The organism is Kribbella sp. NPDC003505 (assembly GCF_040610875.1).
Classification (GTDB): Bacteria; Actinomycetota; Actinomycetes; order Propionibacteriales; family Kribbellaceae; genus Kribbella.
On the sequence record NZ_JBEXNA010000001.1, the window covers coordinates 515,822 to 532,583 of the forward strand.

Annotated in this window: 15 protein-coding genes and 1 pseudogene; 7 read left to right on the plus strand and 9 right to left on the minus strand. The window is 69.8% G+C overall.

The window, feature by feature from the left end:
- Positions 1-63 precede the first annotated feature (63 nt).
- From ABZX12_RS02335 to lepA, 6 genes are all read right to left on the minus strand, one after another.
- On the minus strand, positions 64-1,302 hold the full coding sequence (locus ABZX12_RS02335; RefSeq protein ID WP_355689064.1) for an MFS transporter: 1,239 nt from the start codon (positions 1,300-1,302) through the stop codon (positions 64-66).
- The gene (locus tag ABZX12_RS02340) at positions 1,299-1,925 is read right to left on the minus strand and encodes an MOSC domain-containing protein (protein ID WP_355689066.1); all 627 of its coding nucleotides are present in this window, start codon (positions 1,923-1,925) and stop codon (positions 1,299-1,301) included. The genes ABZX12_RS02335 and ABZX12_RS02340 overlap by 4 nt, the downstream gene beginning before the upstream one ends.
- A 40-nt stretch (positions 1,926-1,965) precedes the next feature.
- The gene (locus tag ABZX12_RS02345) at positions 1,966-3,345 is read right to left on the minus strand and encodes an MFS transporter (protein ID WP_355689068.1); all 1,380 of its coding nucleotides are present in this window, start codon (positions 3,343-3,345) and stop codon (positions 1,966-1,968) included.
- Complete coding sequence (locus ABZX12_RS02350) at positions 3,342-3,920, minus strand: TetR/AcrR family transcriptional regulator (RefSeq protein WP_355689069.1); 579 nt, start codon at positions 3,918-3,920, stop codon at positions 3,342-3,344. The genes ABZX12_RS02345 and ABZX12_RS02350 overlap by 4 nt, the downstream gene beginning before the upstream one ends.
- A 71-nt stretch (positions 3,921-3,991) precedes the next feature.
- Positions 3,992-4,900, minus strand: coding sequence for an aminoglycoside phosphotransferase family protein (locus ABZX12_RS02355; RefSeq protein WP_355689070.1), 909 nt, complete (start codon positions 4,898-4,900; stop codon positions 3,992-3,994).
- A complete protein-coding gene (lepA, locus tag ABZX12_RS02360; RefSeq protein WP_355689071.1) occupies positions 4,901-6,790 on the minus strand; it encodes a translation elongation factor 4 in 1,890 nt (629 codons plus the stop codon).
- A gap of 120 nt (positions 6,791-6,910) precedes the next feature.
- Between lepA and ABZX12_RS02365 the strand changes: the two genes are divergently transcribed.
- The 4 genes and pseudogenes from ABZX12_RS02365 to ABZX12_RS02380 all read left to right on the plus strand — a co-directional run bounded on the left by ABZX12_RS02365 (position 6,911) and on the right by ABZX12_RS02380 (position 9,365).
- Complete coding sequence (locus tag ABZX12_RS02365; protein WP_355689072.1) at positions 6,911-7,816, plus strand: hypothetical protein; 906 nt, start codon at positions 6,911-6,913, stop codon at positions 7,814-7,816.
- A gap of 126 nt (positions 7,817-7,942) precedes the next feature.
- Positions 7,943-8,020, plus strand: a pseudogene (locus tag ABZX12_RS02370) (SigE family RNA polymerase sigma factor); the annotation flags it as partial.
- 110 nt (positions 8,021-8,130) lie between these two features.
- The gene (locus tag ABZX12_RS02375) at positions 8,131-8,247 is read left to right on the plus strand and encodes a hypothetical protein (RefSeq protein ID WP_355689720.1); all 117 of its coding nucleotides are present in this window, start codon (positions 8,131-8,133) and stop codon (positions 8,245-8,247) included.
- Positions 8,244-9,365 (plus strand): hypothetical protein, encoded by a 1,122-nt coding sequence (locus tag ABZX12_RS02380; RefSeq protein WP_355689073.1) that lies wholly within the window; start codon positions 8,244-8,246, stop codon positions 9,363-9,365. The genes ABZX12_RS02375 and ABZX12_RS02380 overlap by 4 nt, the downstream gene beginning before the upstream one ends.
- A 44-nt stretch (positions 9,366-9,409) precedes the next feature.
- Here the strand turns inward: ABZX12_RS02380 and ABZX12_RS02385 are convergent, their stop codons facing one another.
- Together ABZX12_RS02385 and ABZX12_RS02390 are read right to left on the minus strand one after the other, a co-directional pair.
- A complete protein-coding gene (locus ABZX12_RS02385) occupies positions 9,410-12,403 on the minus strand; it encodes a S8 family serine peptidase (RefSeq protein ID WP_355689075.1) in 2,994 nt (997 codons plus the stop codon).
- An 82-nt stretch (positions 12,404-12,485) separates the two neighbouring features.
- Positions 12,486-13,418 (minus strand): DUF2207 domain-containing protein, encoded by a 933-nt coding sequence (locus tag ABZX12_RS02390; RefSeq protein ID WP_355689077.1) that lies wholly within the window; start codon positions 13,416-13,418, stop codon positions 12,486-12,488.
- A 171-nt stretch (positions 13,419-13,589) separates the two neighbouring features.
- On the opposite strand from ABZX12_RS02390, the gene rpsT reads away from it, so the two are divergent.
- Positions 13,590-13,850, plus strand: a complete 261-nt coding sequence (gene rpsT, locus ABZX12_RS02395; RefSeq protein WP_141859325.1) for a 30S ribosomal protein S20 — start codon at positions 13,590-13,592, stop codon at positions 13,848-13,850.
- Between the two features lie 128 nt (positions 13,851-13,978).
- A complete protein-coding gene (locus ABZX12_RS02400; protein ID WP_355689079.1) occupies positions 13,979-14,956 on the plus strand; it encodes an NAD(P)-dependent oxidoreductase in 978 nt (325 codons plus the stop codon).
- 45 nt (positions 14,957-15,001) lie between these two features.
- On the opposite strand, the gene holA is transcribed toward ABZX12_RS02400, so the two are convergent.
- A complete protein-coding gene (holA, locus tag ABZX12_RS02405; protein ID WP_355689081.1) occupies positions 15,002-15,997 on the minus strand; it encodes a DNA polymerase III subunit delta in 996 nt (331 codons plus the stop codon).
- Positions 15,998-16,151: 154 nt separating this feature from the next.
- On the opposite strand from holA, the gene ABZX12_RS02410 reads away from it, so the two are divergent.
- Positions 16,152-16,697 (plus strand): isochorismatase family protein, encoded by a 546-nt coding sequence (locus ABZX12_RS02410; RefSeq protein WP_355689083.1) that lies wholly within the window; start codon positions 16,152-16,154, stop codon positions 16,695-16,697.
- Positions 16,698-16,762 lie beyond the last annotated feature (65 nt).

Sequence of the window (16,762 nt, forward strand, 5' to 3'; positions counted from 1 at the left end):
CTCTCCTCACATCGTCGGTCGGAGGGACTTCGGAGCCGAGGCAGTTCCGGATGGGCGCGAATCTCAGGCGGCCACCGCGACCCGGCGGTCCGCGGCCCACCGGACGACCGGGACGAACAGGATTCCGATCACCGCGAACCAGACGCCGAGGATGATCCAGCCGGGAACGCCGAGGCCGAGCGGGAGCAGAGCGAGGACGGTCGGGGCGAGCATCGTGCTGATCGACATGCTGGTGTTCCAGACACCCTGGTACTGCCCTTGGGCGTGCCCCGGCGCCAGGTCGAAGCTCAGCAGGAACGCACCCGACGACTGCAGCAGCTCGCCGATCACCTGCACGAGCGCGCCGGCCGCGAGCAGGCCGACCGCGAGCACCGCGTTCCCCCAGGTCGCGCCGGCCATCAGCACCATCGAGGCCAGGAGCAACAATCCGGCGGTCCGGGTGGCCCGGGCCGCGGTGGCCGGGTCGGCGACGCCGCGCGACGATCGGACCTGGAAGAGCGCTACGACCACGGTGTTGACGATCAGCAGCAGCGCGACGGTCCAGCGCGGCGCGTCGGTGTGATCGACCACCCAGAGCGGGATCGCGACGTCGAGGACGGCGTAGTGGATGCTCATGCCGGCGTTCAGCGCGGCGACGGCGAGGTACCCACGGTCGCGCAACGCGATCCAGACCGGGCCGTCCGCGTCGTGCGGCTGCGGCGCGACCCGTGGGATCGCCAGGACGACGAACGCCGCGATGCTGGTCAGGACGGCGTCGAGCACGAACATCAGCCGGTACGCCGTACCGGTGTCGAAGTGCAGCGCGAACGCGCCGACGCCCGCTCCGGCCATGATGCCGATGTTCGTGACGGCCCGCAGGTACGCGCGGGCGGCGACCCGACCCGCGCCCGTGGTGACCGCCGCGATCAGAGCCGCGCGGACCGCACCGGCGCCGCGGTCGATCATCGTCAGCACGATGCTCACGACCAGGAACTGCCAGAACGTGTCGACGAACAGGTACGTCAGGGAGAGGCCACACGCCGTCAGGCTCAGGACGACGAACAGTCCCCGCGGGTCGCGACGATCCGCGAGATGTCCCAGCGGTACGGCGGACAGCAGTCCGAACAGTCCCGCGACGGTAAGGCCGAGCCCGACCTCGGCGATGCTCAAGCCGACGATCCGGTTGAAGTAGAGCACGCTGACCGTCATCAGCAGCCCGTTCCCGACCCGGCTCAGCAGGGTCGCGAGGGCCAGCGGCCGCAACGGTCCAGGGGCCGGCAGCAACCCCTGCACCGCGTTGCCCTGGTCGTTCGGCGCGCTCACCCGCGGGCCGCGACGCGGCGCGCCGTGTCGCGGAGCTCGTCCATGAGGTCGACGCCGGAGTCGAGCATGCGCTGCATCCTGGCGGCATCCTGCTGCGCGAACATGCGTGCGATCGTGACCTCGTGGTCGGGGCGGCTGACGATCTCGATCGGGTCGCCGGCGCCGATCGTGCCTTCGCGCAGCACCTTCAGGTACGCGCCGGGACAGCCGGCCTGGTGGAACCGCTTGACCCAGTGCGGCTCCTGCATGCGGTGCTGGAAGGTGATGCACGGGATGCGCGGCGCGCGGACCGTCACCTCGACCTCGGCGCCGATCCGCCAGACCTCGCCGAGCAGCGCGCCGCTGATGTCGACTCCCTCGGTGCGCAGGTTCTCGCCGAACAGGCCGGTCGGGATGTCGCGCCCGATCTCGGCCGCCCACCAGCGCGCGTCCTCCTCGGCGTACGCGTAGAGGGCCTGGTCGGGACCGCCGTGGTTCTTGGTGTCGCACACCCGGTCGCCGGCGAGTCCGAGCTCGCCGACGCGGACCCGGCCGGACTGCGGCCGCTTGTCGATCGCGGTGAAACCCGTCTCCTTGGGACCCGGGATCAGTTCCTCCACCACATTGACCGTCAGCAGCCGCATACCGGCATCATCACCCGCGGGACGCGGACGGTTCCACTGGTTATCCACGCTGCAGCGGCAGTACGGCGATGATCAGCAACGTCGCCGCCGTGGCGGCGACGCCGATCCAGGCCGCTGCGCCGTACCCGGACTGCCTCGGGAAGACGCCCGTGGTGTGTGCAGCCAGGATCAGTCCGCCGAGCGCGCTGCCGGCGGAGAAGCCGACGCTCCGCACGACCGCGTTGACGCTCATCGCGCTGGCCGTTTCACCGGACGGCGTCGCCGCGAGAATGACGACCGGCATGGCGGCCGAGAACGCGCCGACGCCGCATCCCAGGATGCCGATGGCAACGACCGGGCCGGCCAGGTGTGAGCGCGCGACCGCGAAGAGTACGAACGCCGCCAGCACCACCGCCGTACTTGCCGTCAGCAACAGTCGCGGGCCGAGCCGATCCCGCCAGGCGGGCACCAGACGACCGGCGACGAAGCCGAGGACCGAGAACGGCACGAGGACCAGACCGGCCTGGAAGGAGTCGAGACCGAAGCCGTACCCGGCCGCGGCCGGCGTCTGCACGTAGCGGGTGATCAGGCTGAACAGCAGGTACATCCCGACACCGCCGATCAGCATCACCAGGTTGGCCGCCGCGATCGCCGGGTGGCGCAGGAGGCGTACGTCGACCAACGGCTTGTCGACTCGCGCCTCCAGGAAGGCCCAGCCGGCCAGCACCGCGAGCGCGGCCGCCAGAACCGTCAGCGCGAGCGCAGCGTGCCGCTGCCACAGGGCGGTCTCGCCGATCACCAGGAGCAGCGCGGGGAGCGCGATCGCGAGCAGCACCGCGCCGCGGACGTCGAGGCGGACCGACGGGCGGTCCGGTGCTTGCGGTACGACGAAGAGGGCGGACGCGAAAGCGGCCGCGGTGACGACCAGGCCGAGACCGTACGCGGCCCGGACTCCGCCGAGGTCCGTGATCAGACCCGAGAGCGGATAGCCGATGCCGATCCCGACGGTCGAGGCCACCGACAGCGAGGCGATCGTTCGTGCCGCCCGGGGCTCGTCCAAGTGGTCACGCGCAACTGCCATCATCAACACGATCAGGCCGAGGCCGGACCCCTGCAACGCGCGTCCGGCGAGCAGGAACGCGAAGGGCAGCGGCAGCACCGTCAGCAGGCTTCCCACGACCTCGACGCCCAGCATGGCCAGGATGACGGCACGCCGGCGCGGGCCGGAGCCGAGCCGTCCGAGGACCGGGGTCGCGACCGCTCCGGCCAGCAGGGCGATCGTCAGCGTCCACTGCGCGGCTGCCAGCGGGACGTCGTACTGCTCGGCCACCGCGGTGATCAGCGGAGCGCCGAGGCTCCCGATCACGACGGACAGGATGAGCCCGACGCAGACCAGGAAGGTGGGCAGCACCCGGGGCTTGGCCGTCGCCTGTGTGCTCATCGGTTGGTCTCGGTGGTGATGTGGGTGAACAAGCCGGGCTGGATACGGGTCCGCGCCTGGCGGGACCACGGCTCGTCCACCTCTGGGAGGTCCAGGGCGGCGCTGGTGTTGAGCAGCATGCCGAAGGCGAGGAACGCCTTCACGGTGACCGGGTCCAACTGCGCGGTGTCGGCGACGGACTGCCACAGCCGGGCGAAGCTCGCCCGCACGGCGTCCCGCACCTCACCGTCGCCCGCGGCCGCCGCGGCCGTGCCCTGCAACTGCAGCAGCAGCGTGGTGCGGTCGACGAGCATGGCGTTGTACTCGTGCCCCATCGCCGTCAGCGCCTCGATCCCGCTTGCCCCGCCGGCCGCCGCGACCATCGCCAGCCGCATCCGCTCGAACGCGGCGTCCACGCACTCCAGGAACAGCAGCTTCTTGGTCCCGAACAGCCGGAACACGTACGCCTGCGTGATCCCGGCCCGGCGCGCGATCGTCTCGGTCGAGGCGCCGGACAACCCGGCGGCCGCGAACTCCTCCTCGGCGATCCCGAGGATCTGTACCCGCCGCTCCCGCCCGCTCATCCGCGTCGCCATGACGTCGAAGTTAGTAGGTAGTAACTACTAACCACAATCGAATGTCTGCTACCTCACCCCCGGCGGGCGCATCAGTCCTGGACGGCTTTGACGATGGCGATGTTGCGGGTCAGCCAGTCCTGCGGCAGGGATTCGTCGGTCGAGGTGGACTGAAGGGTCCACAGGACGTTGAGCATCTGGCGGACGATCACCCAGGCGCGGGCGCGGTCCTCGTCGAAGCCGGCGGCGTCGACCGCGGTCCAGAACCGTTGCTGCACCGCGGAGCGCAGGTCGCGGGCGGCGGCGACCTCGTCCCAGCGGTTCCAGATCAGCGGCGCAACCTCGAAGTGCGGGTCGCCCGACAGCGGTTTCGGGTCGATGACGAGCCACGGTTCCCGGTCCGCCGCGAGCATGTTCTCGTAGTGCAGATCGGTATGGATCAGCCGCCCGTCGGTCGCGGGGTCGGCGACGAAGTCCTCCGCGAGCGAGATCGCCTGCTCGACGTACCGGTGCGGCACCGGCGCCGACGCGGGCAACTGACGGAATCCCTCGACCCAGCGGCGCAGCTCTCCGGACAAGGTCCGGTACTGCGGACCTGCGGGGACGTGCAGCCGCTTGTAGGTCCGCCCAACGATCTCGCACGCGTCCAGGGCGTCGATCGTCGTCAGGTCGCGGGACTCCAGGCGCTCCAGCAGCAGCGCGAACCGGCGCGGGTCCGCGCGCAGCAGCTGGACGGCGCCGTGACCGGCCCAGTCGCGCAGCGCCAGGTGCTCGGTCTCGGCTTCCCAATGCGGGAACTGCACCTTGAGGACGGCGCGACGCCCGTCGGCGAGCACCGGTACGACGAGGGCGCAATTGCCGTACGCCGCCGTACCGTCGACCTGCAACCGCCACTCGTCGAGCAACTCCCGGACCAGCCGCGGCAGCCGATCGAGCCAGTCGGCCCAGTCTTGCCCACGAGAAGCGACGACCAGCAGGCCGGCCGGAATCTCGACCGGCACCTACTTCTTGCCTGCCTTCTCGGGAGCGTCGGAAGTCCGGAGGGCGGCGATGAAGGCCTCCTGGGGCACCTCGACGCGGCCGACCATCTTCATCCGCTTCTTGCCTTCCTTCTGCTTCTCGAGCAGCTTGCGCTTCCGGGTGATGTCACCGCCGTAGCACTTGGCCAGAACGTCCTTGCGGATCGCGCGGATCGTCTCACGGGCGATCACCCGGGACCCGATCGCGGCCTGGATCGGCACCTCGAACTGCTGCCGCGGGATCAGCTCCTTGAGCTTGCCGGCCAGCGCCACGCCGTACCCGTAGGCGCTGTCGCGGTGCACGATCGCGGAGAACGCGTCCACGGTCTCGCCGTGCAGCAGGATGTCGACCTTCACCAGCTGCGCGGACTGCTCGCCGGTCGGCTCGTAGTCGAGCGACGCGTAGCCCTTGGTCTTCGACTTCAGCTGGTCGAAGAAGTCGAACACGATCTCCGCCAGCGGCAGCGTGTAGCGCAGCTCGACGCGGTCCTCGGACAGGTAGTCCATGCCCTGCAGCTGCCCGCGCTTGGTCTGGCACAGCTCCATGATCGCGCCGATGTAGTCGCTCGGGCTCAGGATGGTCGCCTTCACGACCGGCTCGTACACCTCGTCGACCTTGCCGTCGGGGTACTCGCTCGGGTTCGTGACCACGTGCTCGGACCCGTCCTCCATCACCACCCGGTAGACCACGTTCGGCGCGGTCGAGATCAGGTCCAGGTTGAACTCGCGCTCGAGCCGCTCGCGGACGATCTCCATGTGCAGCAGCCCGAGGAAGCCGCAGCGGAACCCGAACCCGAGCGCGCCGGAGGTCTCCGGCTCGTACTGCAGGGCGGCGTCGTTCAGCTGGAGCTTGTCGAGCGCGTCGCGCAGCGTCGGGTAGTCGTCGCCGTCGATCGGGTACAGACCGGCGTACACCATCGGCTGCGGGTGCTTGTAGCCGCCGAGGGCCTGGGTCGCGCCGTTGACGTTCGAGGTGACGGTGTCACCGACGCGGGACTGGCGGACGTCCTTCACCCCGGTGATCAGGTAACCGACCTCGCCAACGCCGATACTCTGCGTCTTCACCGGCTCCGGGGAGATCACCCCGACCTCGAGCATCTCGTGCACCGCGCCGGTCGACATCATCTTGATCCGGTCCCGGTGCGTCAGCTCGCCGTCGACCACCCGGACGTAGGTGACCACGCCGCGGTACGTGTCGTAGACGGAGTCGAAGATCAAGGCCCGCGGCGGCGCGTCCTTCACGCCCTTCGGCGGGTCGATCTGCGCGACGATCTCGCTCAGCAGGTCCTCGACGCCCTCGCCGGTCTTCGCCGACACCTTGAGCACGTCGGACGGGTCGCAGCCGATGATGTTCGCCAGCTCAGCGGCGTACTTCTCCGGCTGCGCGCTCGGCAGGTCGATCTTGTTCAGCACCGGGATGATGTGCAGGTCGGCGTTCAGCGCGAGGTACAGGTTCGCCAGGGTCTGGGCCTCGATGCCCTGCGCGGCGTCCACCAGCAGGACGGCCCCCTCGCAGGCCTCGAGCGACCGGGAGACCTCGTAGGTGAAGTCGACGTGGCCCGGCGTGTCGATCATGTTCAGGATGTACGTCGTGCCGTCCGGGGCGAGCAGGCCGCCCGGGGAGTCCGGGCCCGGCGTGAACGGCAGCCGGACCGCCTGCGACTTGATCGTGATGCCGCGCTCACGCTCGATGTCCATCCGGTCGAGGTACTGCGCCCGCATCGAGCGGTCGTCGACCACTCCGGTGATCTGCAGCATCCGATCGGCCAGCGTCGACTTGCCGTGGTCGATGTGGGCGATGATGCAGAAGTTCCGGATCAGCGACGGGTCGGTGCGACCCGGCTGCGGCACGTTCGTGGGGCCAGCTGGCACGGAGGGGATCCAGTTCTCGTCTCGTGGTACCTGAATATCCGGTCAATCATCCCATGCGGGTCCAGCGGATTCGAAAATCCCCGAGGCACCACCGCCACCGGGCCGCTAGCGTGGTGACGCATGGCGCATGCTGCTGGGGTCCGGTTGCCGTTCGAGAAGCTGCCCGCCGCCGTGCGGGCCTGGGTGGAGCGTTCGCTCGGCTCGGCCGTGGTGACGGCCGTCACGCAGCAGGGCGGCTTCTCCCCCGGCGTCGCCGCCCGCCTGGTCACCGCCTCCGGCCGCAGAGCCTTCCTGAAGGCCGTCGGTACGCCGCTGAACCCGAAGACGCCGGAGCTGTTCCGCCTGGAGATCACCGCCGTGCAGGCCATCGGCCCGCTGCCGATGACGCCCCTGCTGTACGACGTGTACGACGACGGCGACTGGGTCGGGCTGCTCTTCGAGGACATCGAGGGCCGGCTGCCCGCCCACCCGTGGGAACAGGCCGACGCGGATCGCGTACTGGACGCCCTGGACGAGCTGACCGACGCCCTGGACCCGTCACCGTGGCCGGACGCACCGGTGGCCGCCGTACGGAGTCATGACTTCCTGAGCCGCTGGGAGAACGTGCTGGCCGACGGTCTCGCCGTACCGGAGTGGATGGACGGCCGGGTGGAGGAGTTCGCGGAGCTGTCCCGGTCCGCGATGCGGGTGCTGGCCGAGGGCAAGGCGCTGTCGCACTGGGACCTGCGCGCGGACAACCTCATCCTGACCGACGACCGGGTGGTGTTCATCGACTGGGCGCACCCGGCTCTGGCGCCCCGCTGGACCGACACGGTGATCCTGCACGCGGACATGCGGGGCTCGGTGGACCTGCCGGCGCTGCCGGACGACGAGGCGATCACCGGATTCATCGCGGCCATCGCCGGTGGCCAGTGGTGGGGCGCGGCGCAGCCCGCGCCCCCGGGGCTGCCCACCATCAGGGAGTGGCAGCGCGAGCAGGCGATCGTCCACCTCGACTGGGTGCGGGAACGGATGCAGCGTTTCTGATCGCCACGCGTCTTCAGGGGTGTGGCGAATCACGTGGTGAGCATCGGACGCTCGGCACCTGCGCAGGCGGCCGTGTCGGAGCTTTACCAGCAGCACTGGGTCGGGCTGGTCCGGCTGGCCGTGTTGATGGTGGACGACCGGCAGGCGGCGGAGGACGTCGTACAGGAGGCTTTTGCCGAGCTGTACCGGCGCTGGCCCCTGCGCGGGCCCGATGCGGCCCTGGGGTACCTGCGTACGGCGGTGGTGAACCGTAGCAGCAGGCGCTCCAAGGACTGCCGCGGCGCACGCGTGAGGTCCTCGTACTGCGGTACTACCTGGATCTCGCGTTCGCCGAGATCGCCCAGATTCTCGGGATCAGCGAGTCGTCCGCCCGTGCCACGTCGTCGCGCGGCCTCGCCGTCCTGACCGAACGCCTCGAGGAACTCCGATGACCGACACCGAGACGCGCCTGCGCGACTACCTGCAGGCGCAGGCCGCCACGATCCCCTCCGACGCCGAGGGCCCTGGCCTGGACGGCCCCCGGCATCGCCGCCACTGGCCGTTCCTCGCGGCCGCTGCCGCGGTCGTCCTGGTCGTCGTCCTGGCGGCCGCGTTGCTGACTCGCTCCGGCGACGACACCGAGCCTGCACGGCCGCCGGGGCCGCCGGTGCCGGCTACCGCACCGGAGGTGCCTTACACGGTGGACACGGACGACGCGCTGCACGACGGCAAGCAGGTGGTACGGATTCCCAAGGGCGCCGACGGCTACTTCCTCGGGCGCGTCGCCGGCGGCGGCTGGCTGGGCAGCCTGATGCCCGGTGTGGGCAGGTTCCAAGTCGGAATCCTGACGCCGGAGGGGACCTTCCGGACCATTGGCCCACCTCGATCGGGTGGTCAGGTGCTGTCTCCGGATCGCAAGCAAGTGGCACTGTTCCACTACCTGTCCAACACGCGAGGCCAGGTGCTCGTCTTCGACATCACGACCGGGAAGCAAGTCGCACAGCTGCCCGCAGCGCCCGGACAGCCGGACATGCTGGGCTGGAACCAGGACGGGCTGTGGATGGGCCGGGGCAAGGCCGGGCTGGTCGTCTGGCAGCCGGCCACGGGTCAGCAGCGAACAGTGTCCGTTCCCGGATTCGACGGGGCGGCGGCGATTCCGCCCGCGGCGGGCACCGTCGTACTGTCGGCGAAGGTCGACGGGAAACGCTGTCTGAAGGCAGGCGCGCTGCGCGACGACGGTTTCAAGCTGCAGCAGCAGTACTGCGACCAGGGCCCGGAACAGCTCTACCCGGTGCTGTCACCCGACGGCCGGACGATGATCCACAGCCAGCGGTCGGAGGCGATCGACGTCAACACCGGGCGGGTCACCAAGCTCAAGCTGCCGAACAAGATGTGGGACACGCTGCCGCTGCCGACCTTCGAGAACGGCAGCTATCTGCTGACCCTCACCGACGGGGGTGCCGGGGAGGGCGGCAAGGCTCTGCAGCAGCTGTTCCGCTGCGACGTCACCTCCGGCGACTGCAAGCTCCTGGTGAAGGACGCGAACGGCCTGCAGTTGCATACGCCGTAAGAAAGCTCAGGGCGGCCCGGTCGTTGCCGGGCCGCCCTGGTCGTTCAGCTGTCCACGCGGACCAGTGTGGAGCCGGAGCCGTTGGCCCCGTCCGTGAAGCGCAGCTGACCCAGGTACCTGGTACCAGCGGTCAGGCCGGTCCAACTGGCCGTCACGTTCGTCTGACCGGCGACCGTGACCGGCTGGCTGGCCGGTGTGGCCGTCAGGTTGCCCTCGGCCTTCTGCAGCTCCCAGTGGTCGAGTTTCACCTGCTGCTCGTTCGCCCCGGCGTACAGGTCGACATACACATCCACCTGGCCGCCTGCGGGCTGCGGAATGCTCACCTGCTCCTCGGCGGAGCCCCCGGTGCTGCTGCCGAGCAGGGTCGTCGTACCAGCCTTGTAGACGAACACGTCCAGGTCAGTGCCTGCCGGGTAGTCCGCGTCGAACGTGGAGAATCTGGCGTACGTCGTACCCGCCGGGACGTTGACCGTGAACTTGGCGACGTGGTCGTTGACCTTCGGCGCGGTCGTCGGGAACGACACACCACCCGGGTTCTTCAACGCCGCCTCGTTGACCGTCGCCGGCGTCAGACCGACCGCGGTGGTCTCGAGCGTCCCGGTGTACCCGGCCGTGACCGGGACCTGCGCAGAGCCGGCGGTGCCGGTGCCGTTGACCTGGACCGGCGCCTTGACTGTCAGCGGCTTGATCGCCAGCGTGCTGGCCACGGAGTGCTCCGCCGACTTCCAGACCAGCCGGCCGAACGAGTACTGCTCGAGCGGCGCGCCGTTGTTCTCGATGGTGACCTTGTACGTCGTGCTGCGGCCCGGGAGCGTGACGAGGATCCGCGGCGTCACGGTCACCTTGAGCCCGGTCAGGCCTTCGACCTTCGGGAAGTAGACCTCCGGGACGCTGCCGACGTTCGTCACGGTCCGGTTCACGGTCTGCTTGCCGGCCAGGTCACCGATCGCGATCGTCGGGTAGTTGAGGTCGCTCAGGTCGATCTTGCCGTTCGCGCACAGCTCGTGCGTGCTCGGCACCTGCCCGGAGCCGCAGACGAACTTCGTCCAGTCGGTGTACGTCGAGTCGTAGACCAGGCCCGGGTCCATCCCGAGCTTCGGCTGCACCTGCCCCGCGCCGTACCCGAACGGGTTCGCCTGCGAGCCGGAGTCGTTCTGGATCGGCTTGCCGCTGGCGTCCTTGTCGGTGGCAGTCGTCATCAGCGCGGACTTGATCGCCATCGGGGACCAGGTCGGGTGCTTGCTCTTCAGCACGGCCGCGATACCGGCGATGTGCGGCGTCGACATCGACGTACCGCTCATGAACGCGTACTCGCCGCCGGCCGCGCTGAACGCGGTCGTCGCGGCCAGGACGTTCGTGCCGGGCGCCATGATGTCCGGCTTGAGCAGGTCACCGTTGCCGGCCGGGGACGGACCGCGGCTGGAGGAAGCGGCGACCTTCGGCGCGTTGACGCGAACGGGCGTACCCGGACCGATGGTGGCGGTCGGGTTCGCGGTGCCGCTGACGTACGCCTTCACCGCGGGCGCGGCCTTGTCGTCCAGGTGGACGGTCGGGACCGAGTGCAGGTCGGCGTCCAGCGTGCCCGGGGTGATGTTCAGCAGGATCATGCCGACACCGCCGGCGTTCTTCACCTGCAGGCTCTTGTCGACGCGGGCGTTCACGCCGCGGTCGCAGACCACGATCTTGCCCGTCACCCTCGCCGGGTCGAGCGTGCCCGCCTGGCAGAGCGTGAGGTTGGTCGGGTCGGCGCCCGCGAGGCCGGCGTCCTTGGCCAGCACCACCGGCGCCGACGGCGTACCGGAGCCGATGCCCGCGCCGGTGTAGGACTTGCCGTCCCCGAGCGTCACGGTGGTCTGGATGTCGCGGTCATGGGTGCCGTTGGCAACCGACGTGACCCAGGGGTAGGTCTTGCCGACGGTCGCGTCGCCCGGACCGGTGTTGCCGGCGCTGGTCGCCACGAACACGCCCGCCTTGGCCGCCCGCAGGAAGGCGAGTCCGGTCGCGTTCACGTACGTCGACCCGCTGCCGGAGATCGAGTAGTTGATGACGTCGACGCCGTCGGAGACCGCGGCGTCGATCGCGGCCACGATGTCGGCGTCGGTACCGCTGCCGCCGCCGGTCGCGTCGACCGCCCACAGCGCCTTGTAGATCGCCAGGCGGGCGTGCGGCGCCATGCCGGAGCCCTTGCCGTAGTCGCGGCCCAGGACGCTCATCTCGACGCCGTAGTCGCCTGCCGCCGTGCTGGCGGTGTGGGTGCCGTGGCCGCCGTAGTCGCGCGGCGACTTGAACTCCTCCGGGATCGGGCGGGTGCCGATGCCCTTGTCGAAGTACCGGGCGCCGATCACCTTGTTGTTGCAGGTGACGGGCGCCTCCTCACCGGCCTGGCAGGTGCCCTTCCACTTCTTCGCGACCAGCGCGTCGGACTGCGCGGTGGTCTTCATCGGCGCGAAGCTCGCCCGCTCCGGGACGAACCCGGAGTCGATCATGCCGATGATCACGCCGTCGCCGGCCTTGTCGATCCCGCCCGCCTGCTGCCAGGCGCCGCCCTTGCCGGACAGGCCGAGGAAGCGCGGCGTGTCGACGGTGTCCGCGTGCTGGATCTCGCTCGGTTCCACGCTCTTCACACCGGACGACTTGGCCAGCTTGACCGCGTCGTCGTACGACATCTCGGCGGAGAACCCGGCGTACGTATAGCTGTAGTCGTAGAGCTTCTTGACGCCCGGGACGGCCTTGAGCACCTCGATGCGCTCGGTGGCAAGGTGCTTGACGTAGTCGACGACCGGCGCGGCCGTCTTCAGCAGCTTGCCGCCCGGGACGACCCGGGTCGCGGCGAGACCGGCGATGTCGCCGTCGTACTCCGCGACCGGGGAGTCGTCGAGCTGGACGATGTACGAACCGGTAGCGGAGCGCTTGACGTCCGGGTCGGCCGGCGTCGCTGCCGGCTGGCTGGCGTTCGCCGAGCTCACCAGCACCGGCACGCCGGCACACGCGGCGATCAGTGCGGTGGCGACGACGATCGCCGGTCGTTTGCGGGTCACGAAGTTCCTCCAGGCTGGACGGAGCGATGGCGGAGCCCTGGGCTCGCGGGGCCCTGAGTATGCCGGTCAGGTGTCGCCGGTGTCACGCACGCCGACGCAGGTGCAAGGGAAAACCCCTGATCAGGCAGTGGGCGACGAATCCGACGAGAACCAGGAAGAGAATGGCCGCGCCCGCGATCAGCAGAATCCGCCGGCCGCGAGTCAACGGCGAGCCGTCGATGAGGGCGCCTCCGTCGGTGATGCCGTCCGCCTGCACAGCGACCTTCACCGTCATGGCTGCGCGCTCCCGACCCGGGGTGAACACGGCTGGACCCGCACTCGTACAAGGAGTGGGAGCGTCCGATCCCCACGCGCTGCGGTAGGCGATGCACGACGCGGTGACGATGGTGCTCGGCGCAACGATGCGGACCTCGTCCAGAGCCGCCCTCGGCTCGGTCGCCGATGGGTTCTCGGCCAGGCGACGCTCGTCGGGCCAGTTGAGCTCGTAGCCGGTCGCCGTCTTGTCCAGCGCGCCGTGGACGCGGTAGCGCAGCACATAGGTCACTCGGTGGCCTTCCGGCTCGTCGTCCTCACCGAGCTGGATCCGCAGGTCCGAGAGCCGGCTGTCCCAGCCGTCGATGCCGGTCGCGGTCACCGGCGGCAGGATCGGATCCAGCTCCCGGGTCCGCAGCGCGACCGGCGCCCCGGAGCTGTCCGTGGCGCTCAGGTTCGTGACCTTCCAGACGCGGTCCTTGCCACGGGTGGACACCGACAGGTCGAGCCGCCCGTCGGCAGGCCGCCGGAGCTGGACAACCCGGTCGAGCGCGCGGCCGGAGGCGTCGTACACGTACTCGATCGTCTCGGTGACGTCCAGGCCGCCGTCCGCGCGGATCTCGTACTGCGCCTTCACCTGCGCGCCCGACGTGCGCCCGGGGTAGAACGGCTCCGCGTCGCGGACGGCTATGGCGACGACACCCGCCACTGCCATGGCGAGCGCCGCCAGCGCCACGATGCGCATCACCCTGCCGTCGATCACGGACAGTAGTCTGACGGACAAGGGTTCCACTGCCGCGGCGGAAGTAGGCCGGTTTGGCTGCGGGCGGGGCTTCTTGGTAATCTAGCTCTTCGCGTGCCCACGGGTGGTGTACAGCCGTGCGCGCAACACCATCCTGTATTGACCGCACACACCTGATCGAGGCTCTGCTCCGTGGCGAACATCAAGTCCCAGATCAAGCGCAACCGCCAGAACGAGGCTGCGCGACTTCGCAACAAGTCGGTGAAGTCGACCCTCAAGACGGCTGTTCGTCGCTTCCACGAGGCCGTCGAGGCCGGCGAGGCCGAGAAGGCCAACGAGACCGCCCGCAAGGCCGGTCGCCTGCTCGACAAGGCCGTCAGCAAGGGCGTCATCCACGCCAACCAGGCGGCGAACCGCAAGTCGGCCATCTTCAAGAAGGCCGCTTCTCTCTGACGCCGGAGCCGCTTCTGCGGCCCACCGAACGATCGGCCCGTCCGCAGGACCGGCCGATCGTTTTTGCGTGTCCGCACGCCTTCTGATCCGCACTGATCCGCACCGCCTGAGTCGTTGATCGGAGTGCCATGAGAATCGTCGTCATCGGTGGCAGTGGTCATATCGGCAGCTTCCTCGTCCCGCGGCTCGTCCGCGCCGGCCACGAGGTCGTCAACATCAGCCGCGGCGCGCGGACGGCGTACACCGCCGCTCCGGAGTGGCAGCAGGTCCGTGCAGTGCTCGCCGACCGGCAGCAGGAGGACCGCGACGGCACGTTCGGCGACCGGGTCGCCGAGTTGCGTGCCGACGTCGTCGTCGACCTGATCTGCTTCACCCTCGAATCGGCCACCGCCCTGGTCGGCCGGCTCCGCGGCGAGACCGGGCATCTCCTGCACTGCGGATCCATCTGGCGGTACGGTCCGAGCCGCAAGCTCCCGATCGCCGAGGACAGCGACTCCGCCGGGCCGCCCTTCGACGAGTACGGCATCGCGAAGGACCAGATCGCGCGGATGCTGAAGGAGGAGACCGCCTCCGGTGGGCTCGTGACCACCTCGCTGCACCCCGGTCACATCGTCGGCCCGGGCTGGCACCCGACCGGACCGCTCGGCAACCTCGACCCCTCCGTCTGGCACACGCTGTCAGCCGGCGAGCCGCTGCGGGTTCCCGGCAGCGGCGCCGAACTCATGCACCACGTCCACGCCGACGACGTGGCGCACGCGTTCCAGCAGGCCATCGACCACCGCGACACGGCCGCCGGCGAGGACTACAACATCGTCGCCCCGACCGCGCTGACGGTCCGCGGCTACGCCGAGATCGCCGCCGGCTGGTTCGGCCGGACCGCCACCCTCGAATCCGTCACCTGGGACGAGTTCCGCCGCTCCACCACCCCCGACCACGCGGACTCCAGCTGGGGCCACCTCCACCGCAGCCAGTGCTTCACCATCGAAAAAGCCAGGACCCATCTGGCCTACGCTCCCCGCTACGAGCCGGAAGCCGCCATTCACGAATCCATCCACTGGCTCGCCACCCACGCCCAACTCCCACTCGCCAACCCGCTGTCCGTCTGACCTCGGCGAGCGCTGGTTCGGAGCGGGCGCTTGGGGAGAGGTAGTTCAGCGTCGGCCGTGGGCCCGGGTGATGGTGAGGACCATGCGTTCGAGGGCGTAGCCGGCGTCGCCTGAGGCGCCTTTGACGTCGGCGTCGGCTTGCGCGACTGCCTTGATCGCGGTCGCGAGACCGCCGGGTGTCCAACCTCGGGACTGTTGCTTGAGCTGCTTCAGCTTCCACGGCGGTACGCCGACCTCGCGCGCCAGATCGGCCTCACGCATCCCGCTCGGCGCACTCGCGTACTTCGCCAATCCGCGCAGCCCACCCGCCATCGCACTCGTGACAAGCACCGGCGCGACACCGCAGTCCAGCGCCCACCGGAGCTGCTCCAGCGCCGGCTCGGTCCGCCCGGCGATCGCCGCGTCCGCGACCGCGAAGCTCGTGACCTCCGCGCGCCCGCCGAAGTACTGCCCGATCAGCTCGGCCGTCACCGCCTGGCCACCCGAATCCGACACCAGCTGCGAACACGCCCCGGCCAGCGCCCGCAGGTCATGCCCGACCGCATCCACCAGCGCCGACGCCGCGCCCTCGTCCACGGACCCGCCGAGCAGCCGGATCTCCCCCGCCACGAACTTCGGAAGCTCCCACGTCTTCGGCGCCGTCGCGACGACCTCGTTGACCGATGCCTTCCGCAACTTGTCGAGGACGCCCTTGCCTTTCTGCCCGCCGGAGTGCACCAGCACCACAAGTACGTCGTCCGCCGGCGACCCGGCGTACTCGACCAGGTGCGGCGCCATCTCCGCAGGCAGGTTCTCCAGCCCGCGCAGCACCAGCACCCGCTCGCTCGCGAACAACGACGGCCCGGTCAGCTCCGCGAACACCCCGACGTCCAGCGTCGACGCCTCGAGATCCGTCACCTCGACCGCACCGTCGCCCGATGCCGCGTCCTTCGACACCGCCGCGATCGCCGATCGCACGGCCCGATCCGCCAGGAACGACTCGGCCCCGGTCACCAGCAGCACATCACCGAGCTTCGGCGCAGAACCTTTGCGAGCAGCCACCCGGCCAGCATCCCACGCCACCCCGACAATCCCGGTGCGCCCCCGCACCAAACCGGCAAGGATGCCTCCCATGACGACAGCATCCACGACCTCACCTGGCACCACGACTGATACGAGCTCAGGTGGTGTGTTGGGTTCGGGCGGTGAGCCGGCGTTGACTGTTGACGCATTGGTGGTGGTTGACCTGCAGACTGCGTTCGTCTCCGGATCCGATGCGGTGCCCGGAGCGGCGGAACTGTTGGATCGGGTGCGTGGCCTGCTTGATCGCGCCCGCGCGGCCGGAGCTGTCGTGGTACATCTGCAGAACGACGGTCCGCCCGGCGCGGACGACGAGCCGGGCACACCGGGCTGGGAGTTGTTCTTGCCAGTGCAGCCGGGAGCTCGCGAGCACGTCGTACGCAAACCTCGCGACGACGGCTTCGACGCGACGCCTCTCGGGGAGATCCTGGTGTCGGCCGGCGTACGGTCGCTCGCGATCTGCGGCGTGATGTCCGAGATGTGCGTACACGCCACAGCCAAGACCGCCCTGGCCCGCGGCTACCGAGTCGTCCTCCCGCACGACGCCCACGCCACGTACGACGCCCCCGCCGTTCCCGGCGTAGCCGACAAGATCCCCGCCCACATCGTCTCCCGAGTCGCCGCCTGGTCGCTCGGCGACCAACCCGACAACACCTCCCCCGCGTCATCCGTCACTTTCTGACGCGCCGTACGGCCAAGGGTCGAGCCCTCACCCGCACCGGCGACCACCAACCCGTGTTCGACTAC

What these genes read in the sequence shown, in the direction of transcription:
- ABZX12_RS02340 (WP_355689066.1), bottom strand. Translation starts at nt 1,925, where the DNA reads ATGCGGCTGCTGACGGTCAATGTGGTGGAGGAACTGATCCCGGGTCCC.
- ABZX12_RS02345 (WP_355689068.1), bottom strand. Translation starts at nt 3,345, where the DNA reads ATGAGCACACAGGCGACGGCCAAGCCCCGGGTGCTGCCCACCTTCCTG.
- ABZX12_RS02350 (WP_355689069.1), bottom strand. Translation starts at nt 3,920, where the DNA reads ATGGCGACGCGGATGAGCGGGCGGGAGCGGCGGGTACAGATCCTCGGG.
- ABZX12_RS02365 (WP_355689072.1), top strand. Translation starts at nt 6,911, where the DNA reads ATGGCGCATGCTGCTGGGGTCCGGTTGCCGTTCGAGAAGCTGCCCGCC.
- ABZX12_RS02380 (WP_355689073.1), top strand. Translation starts at nt 8,244, where the DNA reads ATGACCGACACCGAGACGCGCCTGCGCGACTACCTGCAGGCGCAGGCC.
- ABZX12_RS02400 (WP_355689079.1), top strand. Translation starts at nt 13,979, where the DNA reads ATGAGAATCGTCGTCATCGGTGGCAGTGGTCATATCGGCAGCTTCCTC.